At 59.3% G+C, this 20,106-nt stretch carries 19 protein-coding genes and 1 pseudogene; 10 read left to right on the forward strand and 10 right to left on the reverse strand.

Going from position 1 to position 20,106, the window contains the following annotated elements:
• Positions 1-309 precede the first annotated feature (309 nt).
• The 3 genes from LMG28727_RS21555 (at position 310) to LMG28727_RS21565 (ending at position 3,676) form a co-directional block, all read left to right on the forward strand.
• Positions 310-1,308, forward strand: coding sequence for a glycosyltransferase family 2 protein (locus tag LMG28727_RS21555; RefSeq protein WP_201644329.1), 999 nt, complete (start codon positions 310-312; stop codon positions 1,306-1,308).
• Complete coding sequence (locus LMG28727_RS21560) at positions 1,305-2,924, forward strand: hypothetical protein (protein ID WP_201644330.1); 1,620 nt, start codon at positions 1,305-1,307, stop codon at positions 2,922-2,924. Before LMG28727_RS21555 ends, LMG28727_RS21560 begins: the two co-directional genes overlap by 4 nt.
• A gap of 410 nt (positions 2,925-3,334) precedes the next feature.
• Positions 3,335-3,676, forward strand: coding sequence for a DUF4087 domain-containing protein (locus LMG28727_RS21565; RefSeq protein WP_201644331.1), 342 nt, complete (start codon positions 3,335-3,337; stop codon positions 3,674-3,676).
• A gap of 183 nt (positions 3,677-3,859) precedes the next feature.
• Here LMG28727_RS21565 and LMG28727_RS21570 read toward each other — a convergent pair.
• Together LMG28727_RS21570 and LMG28727_RS21575 are read right to left on the reverse strand one after the other, a co-directional pair.
• Positions 3,860-4,324: pseudogene (locus LMG28727_RS21570) on the reverse strand (hypothetical protein).
• Between the two features lie 99 nt (positions 4,325-4,423).
• A complete protein-coding gene (locus tag LMG28727_RS21575; protein WP_236592186.1) occupies positions 4,424-4,723 on the reverse strand; it encodes a hypothetical protein in 300 nt (99 codons plus the stop codon).
• Positions 4,724-4,995: 272 nt separating this feature from the next.
• On the opposite strand from LMG28727_RS21575, the gene LMG28727_RS21580 reads away from it, so the two are divergent.
• Positions 4,996-5,541 carry a helix-turn-helix domain-containing protein gene (locus LMG28727_RS21580; RefSeq protein ID WP_201644332.1) on the forward strand — a complete coding sequence of 182 codons (546 nt, stop codon included), beginning with the start codon at positions 4,996-4,998 and terminating at the stop codon, positions 5,539-5,541.
• Positions 5,538-5,954, forward strand: coding sequence for a VOC family protein (locus LMG28727_RS21585; RefSeq protein ID WP_201644333.1), 417 nt, complete (start codon positions 5,538-5,540; stop codon positions 5,952-5,954). Before LMG28727_RS21580 ends, LMG28727_RS21585 begins: the two co-directional genes overlap by 4 nt.
• Before the next feature lie 93 nt (positions 5,955-6,047).
• On the opposite strand, the gene LMG28727_RS21590 is transcribed toward LMG28727_RS21585, so the two are convergent.
• Positions 6,048-6,869 (reverse strand): META and DUF4377 domain-containing protein, encoded by an 822-nt coding sequence (locus LMG28727_RS21590; protein ID WP_201644334.1) that lies wholly within the window; start codon positions 6,867-6,869, stop codon positions 6,048-6,050.
• 283 nt (positions 6,870-7,152) lie between these two features.
• Between LMG28727_RS21590 and LMG28727_RS21595 the strand changes: the two genes are divergently transcribed.
• Together LMG28727_RS21595 and LMG28727_RS21600 are read left to right on the forward strand one after the other, a co-directional pair.
• Positions 7,153-8,706 carry a methyl-accepting chemotaxis protein gene (locus tag LMG28727_RS21595; protein WP_201644335.1) on the forward strand — a complete coding sequence of 518 codons (1,554 nt, stop codon included), beginning with the start codon at positions 7,153-7,155 and terminating at the stop codon, positions 8,704-8,706.
• A 245-nt stretch (positions 8,707-8,951) separates the two neighbouring features.
• Complete coding sequence (locus LMG28727_RS21600; RefSeq protein ID WP_201644336.1) at positions 8,952-10,043, forward strand: alpha/beta fold hydrolase; 1,092 nt, start codon at positions 8,952-8,954, stop codon at positions 10,041-10,043.
• A gap of 57 nt (positions 10,044-10,100) precedes the next feature.
• Here LMG28727_RS21600 and LMG28727_RS21605 read toward each other — a convergent pair whose 3' ends face one another.
• Positions 10,101-12,119, reverse strand: a complete 2,019-nt coding sequence (locus LMG28727_RS21605; protein WP_201644337.1) for a secretin N-terminal domain-containing protein — start codon at positions 12,117-12,119, stop codon at positions 10,101-10,103.
• Between the two features lie 494 nt (positions 12,120-12,613).
• Between LMG28727_RS21605 and LMG28727_RS34255 the strand changes: the two genes are divergently transcribed.
• Complete coding sequence (locus LMG28727_RS34255) at positions 12,614-12,898, forward strand: hypothetical protein (RefSeq protein WP_236592188.1); 285 nt, start codon at positions 12,614-12,616, stop codon at positions 12,896-12,898.
• A 515-nt stretch (positions 12,899-13,413) separates the two neighbouring features.
• Positions 13,414-13,614, forward strand: coding sequence for a hypothetical protein (locus LMG28727_RS34260; RefSeq protein ID WP_236592190.1), 201 nt, complete (start codon positions 13,414-13,416; stop codon positions 13,612-13,614).
• A 186-nt stretch (positions 13,615-13,800) separates the two neighbouring features.
• On the opposite strand, the gene LMG28727_RS21610 is transcribed toward LMG28727_RS34260, so the two are convergent.
• From LMG28727_RS21610 to LMG28727_RS21630, 5 genes are all read right to left on the reverse strand, one after another.
• Complete coding sequence (locus tag LMG28727_RS21610; RefSeq protein ID WP_201644338.1) at positions 13,801-14,208, reverse strand: DUF2000 domain-containing protein; 408 nt, start codon at positions 14,206-14,208, stop codon at positions 13,801-13,803.
• Between the two features lie 44 nt (positions 14,209-14,252).
• Positions 14,253-15,110 carry an AraC family transcriptional regulator gene (locus LMG28727_RS21615; RefSeq protein ID WP_201644339.1) on the reverse strand — a complete coding sequence of 286 codons (858 nt, stop codon included), beginning with the start codon at positions 15,108-15,110 and terminating at the stop codon, positions 14,253-14,255.
• Positions 15,111-15,256: 146 nt separating this feature from the next.
• Positions 15,257-16,975: a tannase/feruloyl esterase family alpha/beta hydrolase gene (locus tag LMG28727_RS21620; RefSeq protein ID WP_407945860.1), complete on the reverse strand. Its 1,719-nt coding sequence runs from the start codon at positions 16,973-16,975 to the stop codon at positions 15,257-15,259.
• Between the two features lie 351 nt (positions 16,976-17,326).
• Positions 17,327-17,833 carry a universal stress protein gene (locus tag LMG28727_RS21625; protein ID WP_201644341.1) on the reverse strand — a complete coding sequence of 169 codons (507 nt, stop codon included), beginning with the start codon at positions 17,831-17,833 and terminating at the stop codon, positions 17,327-17,329.
• A gap of 115 nt (positions 17,834-17,948) precedes the next feature.
• A complete protein-coding gene (locus LMG28727_RS21630; RefSeq protein WP_201644342.1) occupies positions 17,949-18,506 on the reverse strand; it encodes a glycine zipper family protein in 558 nt (185 codons plus the stop codon).
• Positions 18,507-18,593: 87 nt separating this feature from the next.
• Between LMG28727_RS21630 and LMG28727_RS21635 the strand changes: the two genes are divergently transcribed.
• Complete coding sequence (locus LMG28727_RS21635) at positions 18,594-18,986, forward strand: hypothetical protein (RefSeq protein WP_201644343.1); 393 nt, start codon at positions 18,594-18,596, stop codon at positions 18,984-18,986.
• A 30-nt stretch (positions 18,987-19,016) separates the two neighbouring features.
• Here the strand turns inward: LMG28727_RS21635 and LMG28727_RS21640 are convergent, their stop codons facing one another.
• A complete protein-coding gene (locus LMG28727_RS21640) occupies positions 19,017-19,952 on the reverse strand; it encodes a hypothetical protein (RefSeq protein ID WP_236592192.1) in 936 nt (311 codons plus the stop codon).
• Positions 19,953-20,106: the final 154 nt, after the last annotated feature.

A 20,106-nucleotide genomic window follows, 5' to 3' on the forward strand; every position in this document is an offset into this window, starting at 1 on the left:
GTCTATTGCAAAGAAAACACCATCATACGGGAATTGCGAGAACATTCTTCGTCAATTGGCCGCCTATCAGGTGCTGTTCATAGAGAGGATAGGTAGAGAATAAACCTTATGTTCGTATTCCGAATCGTGCAATTTGATTCGGTATATTTCCCGTTGTTTTAGTGATTTTCAGACAGATGAAGTCATCGCGTTTTTTTTGAACTAGTATCTGCGTTGACCCGCCGTGTCGGCGACTATGACTCGTGCGTGAAATTGAACGGTAAATCTGTCTGCCGGATACCGTTCGCATGTCATCGGAGGCGCGTATTAATGTCCGAATACGTTGAGAGCCTGACTCTGGATAAAGACCTCTTCAGAAATGGAGAGCTGCTTGCGACGACATTGAATCTGGTCGTGCCGTGCTACAACGAAGAGGAAGTTCTTCCGGAAACGAGTACAAGGCTTTTTGCGCTTCTGGACCGATTGATCAAGGCGGGCGAGGTAAGCGACGAAAGCCGGATCGTTTTTGTCGATGATGGTTCCCGTGACCACACCTGGTCGATCATTGAAGCGCTCCATGCAACGAATGCCCGCTACGGCGGGATCAAACTCTCCCGCAATCGGGGCCATCAGAATGCGCTGCTTGCAGGGCTGCTGACGGTGCAAGGCGACGTGATCGTCAGTCTCGATGCGGACCTTCAGGACGATGTCGAAGCCATTCCGCGCATGCTCGCGCAATATCGGCTAGGTGCGGAAATCGTCTTCGGTGTGCGTCACAAACGTGATACGGACACTTTCTTCAAGCGCTTCACTGCGCGCAACTACTACAAGCTGCTTGGGACATTCGGTGTCGATATCCAGCCGGGTCACGCGGATTTTCGCCTGATGAGCCGTAAGACGGTAGAAGCGTTGCGGCAGTTTCAGGAAGTGAATCTTTTTCTTCGCGGCATCATTCCGTTGCTGGGGTTCAAGACAGCGGTCGTCGAATACGAGCGCGCCCCCCGTTTTGCGGGCGAAAGCAAGTATCCGCTCGGCAAAATGCTTGCTTTCGCTTTCGATGGCATCACGTCGTTCTCCGCTGTGCCCTTGCAATGGAGCACGCGCATTGGGGCCTTGCTCGCGTTCGGCTCGCTGTGCTTCGGCGCCTGGGCGGCATTTGCGCGTCTCTTTACCGACCTTACCGTGCCCGGTTGGGCGTCGACGGTCATTCCGATGTACTTCCTCGGCGGGATTCAATTGCTGTTCCTCGGTGTCATCGGCGGCTATATCTCTAAGACGTACGCCGAGACCAAGCAGCGTCCCCGTTTCATCATCGAGCGAACGCTATGAACATGCCCGCCGATCGTTCTGCATCGACGCGCGCAAACGTCGAGCCCGCATCTGGGCGTGCGCGGCCTCGCGCCAGCGGACTTGCCGCGATTCTGCCGCGCGTGCTTTTCATTGCCACCGTGCTGTATGGCGGAGCATTGTTCTGGATCGCACCACGCCCGCCGCTAGTCGATGTGCCGCAACACGCGGGGCAGGTGATGTTGTTGCGAGATCTGCTTGAACATACGTCGCCGTGGCAAAGCCTCGTGCAGATCAATTTACTCACGCCGTATCTCGTCGGGTACGGCCTGGCGTTACCGTTTACTTATCTGATGCCGATTGGCGCGGCGCTCAAGGGCATGCTGACACTCGCATACTTCGTGTTCGTAGCGTCGTGCGTCGGCTTTCGCCGTTATCTGCACGGCGACGCGCGGCTCGACTGGCTTTTCCTGCCCGGCTTCTTCGGGTTCGCATTCGTGTGGGGGTTTTACACGTTTCTGGTCGCGGCGCCGTTGGGCATTCTGTTTATCTGGCTCACCCATGCGTACGCGACGGCCACGTCAGTCAGAAAGGGCGTGGGCATATTGCTCGCGGGCACGGCGCTGTTCTTCTGTCACGGACTCGTGTTTCTGTTCGCCAACGCAATAGGCGTCGGCTTTGTACTTTTCAAACAGAAGCCGCTAACGCGCAAGGTATTCGCACTCGCGCCATTTGTGCCGCTTGGCGTGCTATGCGTCGCTTATGCATGGTGGAGTCACGCGACCGATCCACTGCTTGGGCAGACGGTCCCCGGAATCGACGTATTCAAATGGGGTTTTGACTGGCAGCGTCTGCTTGCGCTGCCGGTCTATGTGTGGGGGATGAACAAGGGGGCGGCCGGCTATCTGCCGCTCGTCGCTGTCATGTTCGCTGCGCCGTGGCTGTGGCGCAACCGTATCAATCCGGATCGCTCGGTGATCGTGCCGATGCTTGCCGTGACGTTTGTCTGGTTTCTGGTGCCCGGCACAGCGCTCAAGACGGCGTACCTGTATCACCGGTTTGCGGTGTTTCTGCTGCCAGCGTATGCGCTGATGTTCTGCGCGCCGCAGAGCTCCGCGAGCGGTATTCGCCGTGCGTCGTCAGGTTCGAGTCTGGACAAGCTTCGTGGCTTCGGCGTGCAAGCTGTGATTGTCGCCGGATGCTGGATCTTCTTCACCGACCAGACGATCCGTTTGCATCGTTTCGCTGTCGAGAACGCTCCGCTGGATAATCTGCTGGCGCAAACCGAGCCAGGCCAACGCGCGCTGAGTCTCATCTTCGATCGCGCCAGCCCCGCATTCAAAAGCACAGCCGCGTACGCACACCAGTCGCTGTGGTACCAGGCGGAGCAACACGGCTTTGTCGATCTGAACTTTGCGACCTTCGTGCCGCAGATCGTGCGCTTCAGGCCGGGGATGATGCCCATTCAACCCCCCGCACTCGAACATGATCCGGGGAGTTTTGAATGGCAGAAAGATAACGGGCGTCAGTATCGCTATTTTTTCGTTCACAAGATCGGGCCGTTGCCGGTCAATTTCTTCGCCAACAACGAGTGCGATGTTGCGCTGGTGATGCAGGAGGGCGAATGGTCGCTCTACGAGCGGCGTCACTGTCGATAACGTCGTTAACGGCCAACGGCGGACAGACCCGCCAGGCGCCGATGACTGAAAATCGGCAACGTGTGCAAAGATATCGATTCCTGGTCGTTCCGGAATCGAGCCATCTGCCGGCGCCCCCATTGAGCCGGCGACACTCGAGTCGCTGCGTAAGCCGCTGTTGATCGTCCCATATCCCCCGACTCGACTTATATCCCGCGACTCCGAAAAGACAAAAGGCATCGCGCCTTTTGGAAGTGCTGCCAGCGACGATGGCATTGACTCCAACCCTCCCCGGGTAGAGACGGCGTGTTTGTACATGCTCATAACGTCCCCTCTGGCATCATGAGCGTCCTAACGAATTCGCCGTCGCGGCCGTTATCACGTCTGCGGTATCGGCACGCGTCAAAACAAACTAACCACGGGTAATACAAATGAAACGATTGACCATCGTTGCTGCGCTAGTTGCAGGCTTCACTGTTTCCATGTCCGCCCATGCAGAAACCCGTTGCGGCTGGATCGAGAACGGCGGCACACACGGGCTGGACCTTCTGGATCGTGACGGCGATTGGCAGATTATCGGCAACAACACGGCGGCCAATGACGCGCCTCCTGGCTTCGACCAATACATGCCTGCGACTGATGAGGGACGCTCGTGCGGTTGCCTCACTGTCGACACGAACAACGCAGACCACCGAATTACCCGTATCCATAGCGGAAAGCTGATTCCAGTCGAGCGCTGTAAGGGAGACTCCGGCCTGAAGCAATGGAAGTAGGTTGCCGCTCGACGGTTCCTAACCACGCATGGGTGACCTCTCTTCTTGGGCCGGCGAGTGCCCGACGACGGAGTGCCAAGTTCAACCTGGGTGTTCGTCTTATGCAACGGCGTCACCGCTGGGATCGTCATTCAGATATGTGACGGGCCTCCGCGCGTGTCGGCACGCGTCGCATTGGATCGCTTAGCGCGGCGCGGTAGAGGGTTGTTGCACGGGCGCGGAGGGCAGCTTGATCGCGCGTTTCGTGGACGGCTTTTTGTTGGGCGAAGCATTGGCTGCCTCGATGGGCGCTTTCGCTATCTTCGATGCATCGGCCAGCAAGTTCGCCGCCTGCTGCGCCGTGAGACGGCTGCGCGGGATGCCCTTCACGTCAAGTGCAATCACCTGGAACAACTCGCGGTCGCACTCGAGTTCCAGCTGATACTGCTCGGCCGTGTCCCCAGCAACTCAAGCAACGTCTGACGACGTTTTCTTTCATCGTGCGTGAACGCAGGATTTCTAACTATTGATGACGCAAGTGTGATCAACGTGTCCAGTTGACCCAACTGCCGGTCGCATAAATCGAATGCGGACAGGGCGAGTTTTCGTACTGGATCGCGTCGGCTTTGCGACTTGTGGCGCATCATCCTTTACCGGGCTAGTGTGTATCCGAAATCGGATAGCGCAGGGGAATGAAGTTGACGGTAAGAGCCTATCGCTGACGGCCGGTCCCCCGCCCGACTAACGATTCCGACTACACCGACGAGACTAGCGGTAGTTCACGAAGTCGATCAAGTCGTTGAGGAACCAGGGCAGAATGAGTTGCGTGTCTGAGTAGCTGGTGCCGACGGTGAGTCTCGGTGGTCTTGACGCGGCATCGGCATACGGTGAGCGCTCGGGAGCGTGCAGGAGGTAGGTGCTTGTAGCGGTCGCCTGCTGATTGCTCGACGCAGTCGTTGTGCAGCCGGTGGCGAGAACGGCCAGAAGTGGTAGAACTGTTGCAAGGCAACGGGATTTCATAAGCGAATAAACTCCGGCGAAGTTTTTGCCATTATGGTCGAACTTCAACGAACTCTGGCAACGAATCGTGCCGCGCCTTCGAGACGCCAATGTCGTCATACTACTTGACGTCTGATGCGGTGGTGAACAGCGCAATACATTGATTGCAAAGGATTTATATGAAAATCAGGGCGTTGTTTGTAGAAGCCCAATCAGATTCCTCAATGACATCATCAACTTCGTCAACTACCGCTAGTCTCGTCGCAGCGGCTCCGTGGTCTCGATTCGACTGGCTGCATGCAGCCTGAACTACGCCCATACCTTACGCATCCCCAGAATTCATGCGCCCTCGCGAACGCCATACCGCCAAACCGCCAGCGGAGTCAGATTCATCGCTTGATATCGATCAATTGCTCGATCCGGTCCTGCTGCGCCGCCTGCTACGGGCCAAAGACCGTATGGACGCTGCGTCGCATGAGACGTGGCCGGTCGAACGGCTGGCGGCGGTCAGTGGCGTCTCCGGGGCCCATTTCGCCCGATCGTTCAAGCGGGCCTTCGGCGTACCGCCGCATCGCTACCTGCTGACGCGGCGTATCGAGCAGGCCAATACGCTGCTGCGCGACACCGAACTCAGCATCACGGACATCGCGTTCGCCACCGGCTGGGAGAGTCTGGGCACGTTTGGCCGCATCTTTCACGACATCACCGGTCGAAGCCCCAGCGCGATGCGCCGCGAAGCGCGGGCCGGCATGCAGCAGCTCGACCGCGTACCTGCCTGTCTGCTGAAGGCCGCACAGCGTCCCGATCTTACGATCGCAGTTTTGGAGAAGCGGCGCCGGGTGGCGCAAGATACATTGCCGCCATCAACCAGGGAGGAAGTGTCATGAATCAGGGAATTAGCGTGGTGGGCTTATATGTCGACAACCAGGACGAAGCCCTCGCGTTTTACGTCGACAAACTTGGATTTCGCATCCATACGGATGTGCGCAACGGTTCCTACCGTTGGCTGACGGTCCAGCATCCGGATCAGCCTTCGTTCCAGCTCGGCCTGTTCACCCCGGGGCCGCCGATCCACGACGACGCCACCGCGCAAACCCTCCGTGCAATGGTCGCTAAAGGCGCGATGCCGCCGCTCGTTCTGTCGGTGTCCGACTGTCGCGCCAGCTATGCGCGTTTGAAGGCCAGCGGAGTGGAGTTCACGCAGGAGCCGATCGAACGCTTCGGCAGCATCGACGCGGGTTTCCGTGACCCTGCAGGCAACGGCTGGAAGATGATTCAGGCGGCGCAGGGTACGGCGTAAGGCCGATGCGTCTGGATCGCAACCAGGCGAGCCTTGGGCGGCGCGCATTCACGTTTCACGCGCCGCACTTGCCCTTACACCACGCTCATCCAATCACTGCTGGATCTTCTGCGATTCAACCACGAGGTCGAGCACATAAGCGGTGGACGGTCCATCCGCCGGCGCGTTCCTGACGGTGAAGCGCTTTACGCGCAGCACGTTGCGGATGCCCGGTGTATGCGTATAGCCCTCGATATCCTGATTCAGCGGCTGCCATGCGCCTGGCGTACCAGTCAGCAGGCCCTGCTCGTCGTAATGAATTTCGCGCACCTGCAGGCACTGCTTGTCGGGGATCAATGGATGATTGCACGGCACGGTTTGCGCGGCCACTTCAAGGAAGGTTGTTTCGCCGGGACCTCCAAAGCGCGTTTGAGCCGTCGCCATGCCGGTGAAGTTCAACGTGTCGCCGTTTGCGGCGACTAACTGAAGGTGCGGGGCATTGCCGCCGGCCAGCATACTGACGCCGAGATTGCCTTGCAGGCGCTGCGAGATGGCACTGTCGAGCGCGGCCAGCGCAGGGTCGTGGCAGGCCATCATCGTGCTCACCATCGAGCCAACTTGCAGCTGGCCTTTCCTGATGGTGTAGCCGGCGCCCATGCTATTGCAACTGTTGATGACGTTCAGCCGGTCCGGGCTGAAATCGAGTTGCACAGGTTTGTCTTCGCGGACAAACAACGCGTCGATACGTTTGCCGTTACTGTCGGTCGCGTTAGTGAGTTGCCAGTGGTACTGGACGAGGCTGCTGCTTCCCGTGGCTGGCGCGGTGCTCGTCGGGGCGGCCGACGTCGTGGTCGTCGCAGGGGCCGGGCTTGTCGTTTCGGGTGCTTGCGCACAGGCGGCGAGAGCAAGCGGCAGCAAGAGCAGGCGGTATTTCACGTCGTACCTCCATTGAATTGGCGGGTGTTCGAAGTGGCTCTTTGATGATGGGATGGATTGTATAGGACGTTGAATGACGGTTTGCCCGCTTGTCGCTGCGTTGTACAGATAGAGGACGTACAGAACCGGTCACAGCAGGCTCAAGTTTTATCCCCGATAAGCCGTAAACCAGCACGGAGACATATCGCTGGCGCTGACGGATCTCTCTCCCGGCAGCCTTCCTGCCCGTTACAAGATTCCAGTGTCCATGGGACGTCGACGGGGATCAATCTTTCCTGACATCATGTTCAAGAACATTACGATTCGCGCCCGCCTTGCGTTGGCAATGAGCTTTCTGGGTTTACTGCTGATTATCGGCGGGGCAATGGGCATCGGCGGCGTGTTGATGAGTAACGACAACGTCAAGAGCCTTTATTCGAACCAGCTTGGTTCGTCGGTCGCACTGGGTGACGCCAGCGTGGCGCTGGCGAGAACGCGTCTATGGCTGTTCCGTATTGCCATCGACCCGAGTGCTGCCACCGTTCCCCAATACGCTCAGAACGCCAGAGTGCTGCTCGATCGGTCGAAGAAAAGCTGGGCCGCTTATCGTGCGTTGCCATCCGCAGACGCCGACGAAGAACGCCAGGCCAACGAGGTCACGCAAAAACTCGAAAACCTCGTCACAGTGGGCCTCGATCCGATTTTTCAGGCGATCAGCAGTGGCGACGCGAACCGGATCAGGGAGACCGTGCTCAATGCATCGTCCGCGCAATATATCGACGTGACCGGCAGCATCGACGCGCTTCTGGCGAAACAGGCGAAAGTGGCGCGTGAAACGTACCAGACTGCGCAGTTGCGTTTTCAGTGGTTCGTTGGCATTGCGCTGGCGGGAATCGCGTTCGCACTGGCCGCTGCTGCGCTCGCGTGGCGCTCGCTGCAACGCGCGATAGGTCGGCCGCTTCAGGAGGCGCTCACGCATTTCCAGGCAATCGCCGACGGCGATTTGACCACGCGGGTCGAAGTACGCTCGCAGGACGAGATGGGCCAGTTGATGCGCGGATTGCACACCATGCAAGGCAAGCTGATCGAGACCATCAGTGTGGTGCGCGAGAACGCCGGCAACATCAATACGGCTGCGCAGGAGATTGCCGCTGGCAATACCGATCTGTCGCAGCGTACCGAGGAGCAGGCTGCATCGCTCGAGGAAACGGCTTCCAGCATGGAACAACTGACCGCGACCGTTCGCCAGAATGCGGACAATGCGAAGCAGGCGACGTTGCTTGCCGGTACCGCGTCAGAGACGGCGCAGCGGGGCGGCGACGTGGTCGGTCGAGTGGTCGGCACGATGAATGAAATTTCGGCAAGCTCCGCCAACATGGCAGAGATCATCAGCGTGATTGAAGGCATTGCGTTCCAAACCAATATTCTCGCGCTGAATGCGGCCGTCGAAGCCGCGCGCGCGGGCGAGCAGGGACGGGGCTTCGCGGTGGTGGCGTCGGAAGTGCGGGTACTGGCTCAACGTGTGGCGACGGCTGCGGGCGAAATTCGCGGGCTGATCGGCGAAGCGGTTGCGCGGGTCGATACGGGTTCGAAACTCGTCCAGGAGGCGGGCGGAACGATCGAAGAAATCGTCGGCGCGGTCAAACGGGTGAACGACATTCTGCAGGAAATCGCCTCGGCGTCAGAGGAGCAAAGCACGGGTATCGGCCAGGTCAACACCGCAGTCAACCAGATGGACCAGGTGACCCAGCAAAACGCGGCACTCGTCGAAGAAGCTTCGGCGGCCGCGCACTCGATGGCGAGTCAGGCCCAGGGGCTGCGTGATGTGGTATCCGTGTTTAAGGTCGGCTCCCGCTAACCTCGATCAGACGCTGTTCATGCGCTAATCACACCGCATTGTTTGCGGCGCGGGCCGGCTGTCATTTCCTTGCGCGACCAGGCGAGCCCTGGCCGCGCTTTTTTTTGTGTGACGGGTCTGCACGTGCGGACCTCGATATAGCGCAGCGCCGCAACCGTCTTGCCATGTTCACTGCAGCGTGCGAGCGGTTTCACTTAACATGCGCGTTCTCTTGATGACGTCCCCCCATGAGCCCAGAAAGGAACATGTTTAAATCCAGATTGCTGAAGGCGGCTTTCAGTCTATGCATCGCGGCGAGTGCCGGCATCGACGCTGCGTACGCAAGCGATGTCACGCAGCCGGCTGCACCGGAACAATCGGCTGACTTCGTTGCGCACGACTTCCAGTTTTCCGATGGCACGGTATTGCCAGAGGTTCGAATTCACTACGTGACGATCGGTACGCCGCATCGCGATGCGCATGGCCGTATCGACAATGCGATATTGCTGATGCATGGCACGACCGCCAGCAGCCAGGAATTCCTGACGCCGCTAATGCGGCGCGAGCTATACGCGTCGGGCCAGCCGCTGGACGCGCAACGCTATTTCATCGTGATCCCCGATGGCCTCGGCCGCGGCGGCTCCAGCAAGCCGAGCGATGGCTTGCGCACGCGTTTCCCGCGCTATGGCTATAGCGATGTCGTGGAGGCTAACCACCAATTGCTGGTCGACGGGTTGCACGTGACGCATCTGCGGCTGGTGCTCGGCGTGTCGATGGGTGGCATGCAAACCTGGATGTGGGGCGAACGCTATCCGGACATGGCGGACGCGCTGATGCCCGTAGTGAGCCAGCCGATTGCCATTGCCGGGCGCAACTGGCTGTGGCGCCAGATGGTGATCGGGGCGATCCGCAACGATCCCGACTGGCACAACGGCGACTACACGACTGAGCCGACCCAATGGCTTCGCGTGATGCCGATCTTCGCGGTGCTGACTGGCAACCCGGCTCGTCTGCAGGCGCAGGCGCCGGATCGCAGGACGGCGACCGATCTCTATGACAACCTGATCGAACAGGCTCGCAAGAGTGACGCTAACGACGTGCTGTACTGGTTCGATTCGTCCTATGACTACAATCCCACGGCGCAGTTGAACAAGATTCGCGCGCGCGTGCTGGCCGTCAACTTTAACGACGATCTGCTCAACGCCGTCGATCTGGGCGTGATGCAGCGTCTGATCCCAACCGTCGCGCGTGGACGGTTCGTCGAAGTGCCGGAAACAGAGCATTCATATGGGCATCAGACGCAGACGCATCCGGAAGAGTGGAAGCAGTATGTGGGCGAATTACTAGCCGCACATTGAGCTAATACCATTGCACTGAGGTATGCGGCGCCCGGATTAAATCGGGCGCTGCAACGGTTACTGCGCATTGTTATCGACCTTATGCTCGATATGCGTCAGGTCGAACACGTTCGCCGCGCCATCTCGCGGATTCCTATTTTCTTCTGGCGGCGGAACGGGAAGTGTGTTGTCCTTTTCCGTCCAGTTGTCGGTTTTATAGTCGAGTGATTTACCGCGGATATATCCGTATCTGTCCGATGAGATAGTCTTCAACGTGGCCGCGTCTTTGACGATCACCGGTCGCAAAAAGACCAGTAGGTTCGTCTTTTCTCTGCTCTTCGTTTCATTCCTGAATAAATATCCCAACAACGGTATCTTCGAGACCCAAGGTAACCGGCTATTCGTGTTGGTATAGGAGTCGCTTATCAACCCACCCAGCACCACGATTTGCCCATCGTCGGCGAGGATCGTGGACTGCAGTGAGCGCTTGTTAATACTGGATCCACCAGCGTTGTCGGCCGATCCGCTTATGACGCTCGAGTCTTCCTGGTAGAGCTGTAATTTGATCGTTCCGCCCTGATTGATCTGCGGCTTCACATCCAGCATGATCCCGACGTCCTGGCGATCATAAGTATTGAATGCGGAGGCAGACGAAGAACTCGTACTGGCGGTTGAATACGTGCCGGTTTCAATTGGAATGTTGGTTCCAACCAGTATTCGAGCTTCGTGGTTGTCGAGTGTAACCAGACTCGGTGTGGACAAAATGTTGACGTCGGAATTTGTCTGTAAGGCCTGAAACAGACCTTTGGTGCCCAGAATATTTCCAAAGCCCGCGACTATGCCGACATTGGTCGTCGATTCGGCAAGGGTCGCGAGGCCCGCGGTGGTCAGCCATTGAATACCGAACTGCCCGGTTTTATCGGACGACACTTCCATGATCAGCGATTCGATGTAGACCTGAACCTTGCGTTGATCTAGGCGGGCAATCACCGTGCTGAGATTCCTGAATACGGGTTCCGAAGCGGTAATGATCAATGAATTGGTCGAAACGTCGGCTACGACTTCGCCGCTCGCTTTATCCCCTTCTTCGTCGCCGGAGCTAGATGCAGTGTTTCCTGTGGCGTTGCCTGTCAGAGGTGAAGCTGCTGCGGATGCGGTCGATGAAGTGCTTGTGCTGCTCGATGTTCCGCCGCTGGAACTGGGTAACGGAGGCAGTGAGCCGTCGCTATCCGAAAGCCTGGACGAACTTTGACCGTTGCCTTTGGTTTGTGTACTGCTGTCTTTCGAATCTGCCGAGGTTGACAACCCCAATATCTTGCGGAGAGTCTTTGCCAGGTCGGCAGCGTCGGCATTTCGCAGGGAAACAATATGAATATTCCCGGGCGTTCGAGCCGGTGTATCGAGTTTGATAACGAGCGCTTCTGCCTCATTCAAACGGGCCGGCTCACTCGAGCGAAGCACGATCGAATTGGTACGGGGATCCGCTGTCACGGTGACTTTCTGCGTCGCATCCGATTCGCCAATCGCGCCGATGTCGAGCAGCTTCTGAAGCTGGGGAACAAGAGCGGCGGCATCGGCGAAGTTGAGTTGTACCACGTCGAGATGGGGTTCCGATGCGGCGTCGATACCGGCGATAACCGCTGCGATTCGCTTGATATTGTCGGCATAGTCGGTGACCACAATCGTGTTATTGCCTGGATATGCGTTGACGGTATTGTTGGGCGAGATTAATGGACGCAGAATCGGTACCACGCTGTTAACAGATTCTCTGCGCAAATGAAACACTTGCGTGACGATCTGATCGCCTCTGGCAATGGGTTCATTGCCCACATACGTTGACACGCCTTGTAGCTTTGCGTCAGCTTCCGGCACAATCTTGATCACTCCGTGATCTTGTAATAACGAAAAACCCTGCATTCGCAATGCCGATTGCAGCGTCTTGATGGCCACCTCTTCAGTTACGGGGTTTTCAGAAGTCAGATTAAGGTAGCCCTTTACTCTGGGGTCGACGATGATGGTTTTACCCGTGGCGGCTCCGATTGCGTGTGCGACCTGCGTGATATCCGTATTCGCGAAATTCATTGTGACGGAGGCCATTGACAATCGCGAGTAAAGCAAAAGCGACGCACACACGAAGGTGGAAAATGCTCGATGGAAAGATAGCCGTGTCATTTAATTTAATTGCCGCATAGCCGATTATTTTCCACTGAATTCAAGGTATGATTTTGGCGATATTTTATTTATCGGATTGCACAAGCGCAGGTGATGCGGGAAATTTTTCAATGATTTGATAATGCAATATCAACGCATATAGATTAAAATATATACGCGTTTGTGAGACGGAAGGCCAGATTATATATATACCGTTTCGGTAGTGCGAAAGATTACATTCGATTTTCTAACCGAAACTTTTGAAAATATCTTGTTAACTGTCAGTACGCTGCAGGGCAACTATCCGGGCGCGTTGGGCTTGCGCGACAATCTCCGCGCGGAGCCGAAAGTCCTGTTTGCGCAAATTACTGTATGGATGTACAGTATCTCGTACGAGAGGTTGGAACACCGAACCCGCACTTTTTCTGGAGTGCCATTTGATGGACATGCGTGTGCGAAAGCCTGTCAGTCACCCGATGCCGGAGACAGCGGCGTTCGTTGCCGGAATGAAATTGGCGTTTGGCGAGCAGGAGATTAACGAGGCCATGCGTCGTGCAGAAGCCGGCGAGCCGACGTTTTACGCATGCGAAAACGGGTACTCGGTGGGCACTGCGGCGCCGGCCGCAACGGGTGCCTGGCGCGCCGACCGCTCGGTGCGCGACCGGCATTACTGCGACGGCTGCGACGGTTCGTGCATCGGTACGGCAAGGTCATGTCGTCCATAGACGCAAACGGATAACCTCGAACAGATAGACGGAGGGGAGATGCTTCGATTTTTGGGCGCCGGGGTATTCCTGCTGACCATTGCATCATCGGTGTTGGCGGGGGAGCGCTACGTGGAAATATGGAATCCGCCTGAGGCTCGCATGGGTGCCCCCGCGGCCACCAAGTGCGCACCGAAGACTCACGGTGCGACCGTCTCCAGCCGCAATGCGGGGAAGGTTGTGCCGCGGCGCGTAGCCGATCCGGTGTCCCGATCGGTCTCGGGCAAACGGGCACCTGTCGTTGTAGCGAAGAAGCCATCCGTTCCACCGTCTGTCTATATTCCGAGGGTGATTACGCCGGAAGGGAACGTGCTTCGTGTGTAGACCGGCAACGAGTCGGTTCGGTTGGTTGCGGGCTTCGCTTAACAGGTTGCAGCAGGGCAGGTTGAACCCGATACTGGAACTCGTGAAGCCGGCGTTTCACCGCATTAAAAGTAGCTGAAGCAGTTCAATGCAGCTCAACGCAGAGACAGAAAGTGGAGTCGGAGAACTACAAGGGATATTCCGTTTGGGGCCATGCCATCCTGCAGGACGGCGGATATGCTGCTGGCGGAACCATCATGCGCGCGGGCAAGCTTATCGAAGGTTCAGGCGTACTCGGTACCTATGAGTCCGACGAAGAAGCAAGAATAGCCGGGTTCGACTGGTGTCGGGCGTGGGTCGATAGTCACGGCTGACAGCGACGGCAGGTTGATGGGTGCAGCAAACAGCCAGGTGAAACGGATTGCCAACCGGCAAATCAACCGCTGGGGTGAATGCCTGCAAACTCACACCATCTTCGACGGCCGCATGCCCGCGATCGATGCGCGTTGTTCCAGATAGCCGTGTGCAAACCGCCTCCGCGCTGCGAGATCACCCCCCGCTTATGCGTGCAAAGACAAGCCTTTCACCGCCTTGTCCACGGCTTTTTTGGGCCCATGCAGCGCGAGGCCCACGAGGTCGAGATTCGCTGCATCGCCAGCGCGAAACACTTCGCGATTCGCGGCGTCGTGTCCAGTCGAAAACATCGCATGCACGTACGGCACCATCTTGAGTTCGCGCGTTAGCGCTTGCCGATGCGCAGATTGCAGGCCGGGCAGATCGGCGGCAAATACCAGCATGGGTTGGCCAAGCATCCGGCCGTATTGATGATTGGCCGCGTCCTCATAAGGCTCGCCCAATGCTTCGGGTATCGCAGCCGCGACGCCTGTCGCGAGAAACGCGACCACATTGAGTTTTTGCCAGACCGCGAGATCGTCCCGCACGATCAGGGCCACTTTGGTATCGAACATGATTGCTCCTCGTTGAGCCGCTCATGATCGACGAATCGAACCGATCAGTCTGGAACGTTTGTGCACATGCGCCGGTAGGCCGCCGGTGTCATCCGGTAGGCACGGCGAAACCAGCGGCCAAGATGGCTCTGATCGGCAAATCCGACCTCCGCGGCGACTTGCGCGGGCGTGCGGCCGATTGCCAGCAGTCTGCGCGCCGCGCGCAGGCGCAAACGCACCAGATACGCATGTGGCGACGTGCCGAACGTGCGCTGGAACAGGCGGGTCAGCCGAAACCGGTCGATGCCGGCCATATCGGCAAGCTCGTCGAGCCCCATGTTGCCGTCCATCTGCTCGTGCAGCAGGTCGCGCACGCGGGCGATGGCCGGCGGCGCGGCAAGCTCGCTCGCCAACGGCGGATTGCGTAACTGGCCACCGAGTTGCGTCAGCAGACGGTCGAGCGTCTGGTCGCGCGCGAGCCTGCCTTCGTCATCGTAGATGGCTAAAAACGCCTGCCGGATTGCATCGACCAGGCTGCGGTCGTCGACGAGCGTGTGGCCGAAGGCCGCTTCGACGCCGCCCAGCCCCGCTATGTTGAGCCGACGCGCCGCCCGCTCGACCCACGCTGGCGGCAGATACAGCATCGCGTAAGTGAAGCCGTTCGCGTCGGGTGCGTGACCGTCGTGCAACGCGCCGGGCTCGATCAGGATCGCGCGGCCCGGGACGCTCGTGTGCAGCGACCGGTGACACTGGAAGCGCTGCACTCCCTGCTCTGTGTAGCCGATCAGCATGTCGTCGTGATCGTGTGGATCGTATGCGTGGCCGCTGAAATGCGCGCGCAGGCTTTCGATACCGGTCTCCGGATCGCGCCGCGCGACCAGCCAGTTGTCTGGCTGGTCGTCGCCTGTCGTCGCACTTGCCATAGCTGCTTTGCTCCTCGTCATCACTCAGCGTAACCGGGCAACAGTGTACGTCAGCGGTTGACTGATGATCCGCGAGGAGGTCGGTCGCATTCGAGACGAAGGCTTGTCGAATGAGATCGCAGGCCACTCCACGTTACCGCGCTCCGTCACTGCGTCGCGCAGGTAAAACTCGACGCCGTGTTCACATCACCGGAACCGCTATATCGCGGGAACGTCGGGTACTCGCAAAGCGGCCGCGTGCGCCCTGGCACACCCGCCGTATCCGCAACGGTTTGTGCCGGTGGTGCGACGCCTTTCTCAACCCAGTTTTCCAGCGTCGTGAGTGAATCCCACGACGCATTGAAGACCGAACTGACCGCGTGTCCGTAACCCGGAATCTCGTAGAAGCGCACGAAATTGGCGACGGTGGACGCGCCCATGGTCGATTGCAGGCGTTGATAGTACTGCTCGGTCGAGCGCGTACTGACGAGCGCGTCGGACATGCCATGAGCCATCAGGATCTTGCCGCCCTTTGCGTTGAATGCCGACAAATCGGTCTTGTTGACATCCTGCAAGCCAGTCAGTTGGCTGATACGCGCCTGCAGACTGCCGGGGTTTTGCGGATCGACGGTCAGCGAGTTGTAGCTGGGGTCACGCGTGACGAAGTAGCGTATCCACTGGTCCCAGAAGACGCTGAGATAAGGCGCGGTGGTGGGCATGGGCGACGCGGGTTGCGATGTTCCCATCGCGAGGGTCGTGACCGTGGGCTGCAACGCCGACGCGTTGACAATACCCAGATCCGCGCCATAAATATTGAAACCGGGGTACTGCGTTTCGCCGCTTGCCAGCGAGTAGCTGAACGTGATCGGCGTGTTGTACACGTTGAGCGCTGAAATCTGCGCATCCGACAGACAGGTGTCTCCCGTATCCGTGCCGCCAGCACAACGTAACGGCGAGCCGTTGAGCATCGCGGTCGACGGATTGAACGTGGCGTTGCACGCAGCGACGTTGCTGATCAGACCGTCCGCCACGCCGTCGAGTGTGTCGCAGGTAGCCAGCACGGCGTTGAGCAGGACCTTGCGTTTGGGCTGATCCAGATAGGCACCTGGGGCCGCCAGCGCGCGCGTGATGCGGCCAAACTGCAAGTCGAGACTGGCGGCTGCCCACGCCGGGTAGAGCACGATCGAGCCGTCCCAGTCCTGCGGCCAGCGCTGCACGACGGCGAGCGCCTCGCGGCCACCGGACGAGCCGCCCGCGAAGTAGGCGCGCTTTGGCGCCTTCACCGCGTAGCGCGCGTCGATCAGAAAGACCGCGACGTCGCGGGTCTTCTTCAGTGCATCGCCGTCGAAGTTGTTGATGGCTTCGTCGTTCACGCCGAACGAGCCGTCCTCGCTACCCAGCGCGTTCGCTTGATGTCCAGAGTCGCTGGCGAAAGTCGCATAGCCGCGTCCGAGCGGCGTGAGTTGTGCCGTGGGACCGGCAGGTACGTTGCCGGTCGGCGCCGGGATCGTGCCGTCGTAACCGCCGCCGCCGAACATCATGATTTTGTTGTTCCAGGCGGTGGGCATCGCAATCTGAAACTCGATTTGCGGCGCGCTTGTATCGACGGGATTGATCGCGCCGCTCACGAGGCAATATTCGCCGACCGCCTGCGCGCCCGTGCCCGACGCGGGCATGGTCGTGGCTGCCGTGACGGTTGCGCCAGTTGTCGGTAAGCCGATCGACGCCGCCGGCACTGTCTTGCCGACGAGTTGGGTGCAGGTGAGCGGTGCCGCCGTGGGTGCATTGAGGCTGTCGCCGCAACCGCTTAACGAGAGTGCGGTAAGCACGGGGGCGACGATTAACGAGGACCCAATGAAGCCGGGGTGTCGGACGGTACGCTGCATTTGCATGGCCTGTCTCCGATAGTTGGATTAGTGCGTCCGCGCTATCCGTCTATATCGTGAAAACCTCGGCGAGGGCGCTTTGCAAATCTCGTATTACTTAGCGTTCCTGTCAATAGATCTTCGGCAATCCTCGCGACTGATTCAATGCTATGAGGGTAACCACGGTCCGCTGGCGGCAAGGTTTGCCGCGTGCATGCGGTCACCCGGCAAGCGTTGCCGATCCGTCACGCGAAGCAGCGGCGTCGATCACCACGCCGGTGCATGGCTGTTGCGGTGGAAGTCGCGGTTTCCACGAGCCGCTCACGCGTTCCCCGCTTCGAACACCGCGTCAGCCGAAGCGGGCAGCATCAGTCATTCCGCAAAAACCGCCTCCTTGAGAAAAGAGCGCTTCGCACCGCGCCCCGTCGAACTAACTGCCACGCTGTCAGCAGCGATCTGCGTCGGCTTGCCGGAACAGCGCATCACTTCCGAAGCCACGTCCTCCGTCAACCAGTGCCGCAGGAACGAACCGCGAGCGCCGAGAAGAATCATGTCGGCACCGGTTTCGTCGGCCACGGCAGCGATTGCGCTGCCCATCGTCATGCCGGACATCGGCAGCGTCACCATGCGAACTTCCGCGACCCGCACCCGTCCGTCCAGCTGATTCCAGATCTGCGTGATGAATTTGCGTCCGTGTGCTTCCATCGCGTCGACGATCAGACCGGAGTTGCAATCGGCGGCGCCCAAATAGCAGGGCGTCGGATCGACCACATGCAGCGCGACGACTTGCGCATCGTATTTTTGTGCGATTTCGATGGCCGATGCCAGAACGGTATCGGCGGAACGTGCACTGACTGCGACGAGAATCCTGGTGAACATTCTGGGTGCCTCATGGAATGGGAAAGTGAGTCACGGCAGCAGCGTCGTTCGCTGTGGGTGATCCATGGCTGTATCTTCACTGGCTAAAGTGAGCAAAGAATTAGCACCGATAGTGCTAATAACCCCAGTAGCCGTAACGGCGTGGATAGCCATAGACGACCGGGCCCGGCACGTAAGCGACGGGCGGCGCGGCGTAGACAGGCGCTGTGCTATAGACGGCCGGCTGGGAAATGCTGTTGCCCTTCGAGGCCATGCATTGCGAGTAGGCCGCGTCGTATTGCGCCTGCAGACCGGCGGAACTGGCTTGGGCGTGGTTCGCGCCTAACGCGCTGCCCAGCAGCAAGCCTGCGCCCGCGCCGATTGCGGCGCCGACGCCAGCGTCGCCGGCCGCCGCGCCGAGCAGCGCACCGGCAGCGGCTCCGCCCACGGTTCCGACCGCGGTGCTGCCGACGCCGTCGGGCAGCGCGCCCTGTGCGGGTGTGGCGGCATTATCCTCACGGAACGCGTAGTTCCGGCATGCATAGTCTTCCTGCTGGAATACGCTGATCGGTTTGCCGGCTGGCGGCAATGCGACGACAGACGGCCCGGTAGGCGGCATGACGGCGCAGCCGCCAAGCGCGACGGCAATCAAACCTGCGGGCAGGGCCAGACGGGTGATGTTCAGGAGTTTCATGGTGGTCGTCCTCTGATTCGATGACGCCATCCTGAACGCTCAAAGTTAGCGTTGAATTAGCTTGCCGCCGATGAGCGCGGCATAGGCATGCCTCTGCTCGAACAGCACCGGCACTATCGCAGTTTGCGCCGTGCCGAATACGCGCAATACGCGCCGAGCACGAACGCACCTAAGGCCGCCATCGGCAGCGCGAGCACGAGAAATACCGCGCCGGTTCCAATCGACACCCACGCGACGAACGAAGATTTGCTGCGGATAACGAGCGCCCGTCGAATCATGACGCCTCCCCTAAATTGGCGCGGTGCGGGCATCACGCTCTTGGCGACGAAGGTGATGGTGACCGCGATCGTGTCCGCCGGATGGCAAGGTCTATCGGGCGGTCCACTGCGCGCCGTCGGTCTAATGCCAGAACAGCGCGATCAGGATGATGATCGGAATCGGCACGCCCAGCAGATAAAGAAGAATGGAACGCATGATTAATCCCCCTAGGAAAGTGAACCGAAGTTCCTGTTAAAGCTGGCGTACCCGACCGCCATGAGTCGCCATCAGACTCGCGGAAAACGCGCCCATCAGCAGCGAGATGAAGAGCCACAACGATGCGCCTATCGTGACTTTGCGCGCCTTGTCGGCGGCGTCTTTCGCAGCGGCGTTGAGCGCGGTTATTTTCTGCAATAGACGCGTATAGGTAGTGACGACCCGGGCCTGCGCGGCATCTGGCGCAAGGCCGGTACGCTGCGCGACGAGCTGGCTGAGATAGGCGGTATCTTCCGCAGACAACGGGTCGCCCGTTGCCGCACTGTTGAGGAGGATGCGCGCGGTTTCAGCACGCGGTACCGCGTTACGCCCCGGGGCTTCTGCGGTGGCTGCAGCAGGAACACCGGCGGGCATACGGAACAGGGAATCGACGAAATAGCCGAGCGGCCATGTATTCATCTCGGCGGGTGCGTTGCCACGCTGCATCGTCTCCATCGTGATCGCGCCACCCGTCGACGCTGTGAGTGCCGCAGCCTGTGCGCCTGTTCGCACGATGCCGGAAACAGCCGACGTCAATATCGCCGCCGTCAGAAGCGTGGCCACGGCCCAACTCAGGAAGCCGTGAGCGGTGTCGCGAAAGTGCATTTCATCGACGTCGACGGCGAGCCAGCGGCGGCGGAGCCGACCCGCCAGATAGCCGCCCAGCCCCGAGGTAAGGATCGACGTGACGCATACCCACAGCACGGCGGAAAAGCCGAATGCTTTCGCGTTCGACGTACCCGACGACCACGGCGAAATCGCCGTCAAGCCTAGCCCGGTACCCAAGGTCAACAGGATGAGCGCGAACGCAGCCGCGCCGATGCCGCCCGCAAACACGGCTCCCCAGGACACCACGCCTTCGTGGCGGTGCGCGAACGTGACGGGATCGTTTGCCGCCAGCGTGTAATCCGCCGGATATTTTGTCTGGTCCATTGACAGCCTCCATGTACTTATCGACGCCGACATGCCTGTTACGTCGGCACATTCGGTCTGATCGCGACGCGGCGCGAGATGGAACGCTGGTACCCACGCATTTTTTGTGCCGCAGAGGAGGAGGGATTGGCACGTGCCAGGTATGGCGGGGAGA

It is taken from the genome of Paraburkholderia metrosideri (assembly GCF_904848625.1).
Classification (GTDB): Bacteria; Pseudomonadota; Gammaproteobacteria; order Burkholderiales; family Burkholderiaceae; genus Paraburkholderia; species Paraburkholderia metrosideri.

Bases quoted from the DNA above. Each gene is read 5' to 3' on its own strand.
- LMG28727_RS21555 (WP_201644329.1), top strand. From the start codon at position 310: ATGTCCGAATACGTTGAGAGCCTGACTCTGGATAAAGACCTCTTCAGA.
- LMG28727_RS21560 (WP_201644330.1), top strand. From the start codon at position 1,305: ATGAACATGCCCGCCGATCGTTCTGCATCGACGCGCGCAAACGTCGAG.
- LMG28727_RS21565 (WP_201644331.1), top strand. From the start codon at position 3,335: ATGAAACGATTGACCATCGTTGCTGCGCTAGTTGCAGGCTTCACTGTT.
- LMG28727_RS21580 (WP_201644332.1), top strand. From the start codon at position 4,996: ATGCGCCCTCGCGAACGCCATACCGCCAAACCGCCAGCGGAGTCAGAT.
- LMG28727_RS21585 (WP_201644333.1), top strand. From the start codon at position 5,538: ATGAATCAGGGAATTAGCGTGGTGGGCTTATATGTCGACAACCAGGAC.
- LMG28727_RS21595 (WP_201644335.1), top strand. From the start codon at position 7,153: ATGTTCAAGAACATTACGATTCGCGCCCGCCTTGCGTTGGCAATGAGC.
- LMG28727_RS21600 (WP_201644336.1), top strand. From the start codon at position 8,952: ATGTTTAAATCCAGATTGCTGAAGGCGGCTTTCAGTCTATGCATCGCG.
- LMG28727_RS21605 (WP_201644337.1), bottom strand. From the start codon at position 12,119: ATGGCCTCCGTCACAATGAATTTCGCGAATACGGATATCACGCAGGTC.
- LMG28727_RS34255 (WP_236592188.1), top strand. From the start codon at position 12,614: ATGGACATGCGTGTGCGAAAGCCTGTCAGTCACCCGATGCCGGAGACA.
- LMG28727_RS21610 (WP_201644338.1), bottom strand. From the start codon at position 14,208: ATGTTCGATACCAAAGTGGCCCTGATCGTGCGGGACGATCTCGCGGTC.
- LMG28727_RS21615 (WP_201644339.1), bottom strand. From the start codon at position 15,110: ATGGCAAGTGCGACGACAGGCGACGACCAGCCAGACAACTGGCTGGTC.
- LMG28727_RS21620 (WP_407945860.1), bottom strand. From the start codon at position 16,975: ATGCAGCGTACCGTCCGACACCCCGGCTTCATTGGGTCCTCGTTAATC.
- LMG28727_RS21625 (WP_201644341.1), bottom strand. From the start codon at position 17,833: ATGTTCACCAGGATTCTCGTCGCAGTCAGTGCACGTTCCGCCGATACC.
- LMG28727_RS21630 (WP_201644342.1), bottom strand. From the start codon at position 18,506: ATGAAACTCCTGAACATCACCCGTCTGGCCCTGCCCGCAGGTTTGATT.
- LMG28727_RS21635 (WP_201644343.1), top strand. From the start codon at position 18,594: ATGCCTCTGCTCGAACAGCACCGGCACTATCGCAGTTTGCGCCGTGCC.
- LMG28727_RS21640 (WP_236592192.1), bottom strand. From the start codon at position 19,952: ATGGACCAGACAAAATATCCGGCGGATTACACGCTGGCGGCAAACGAT.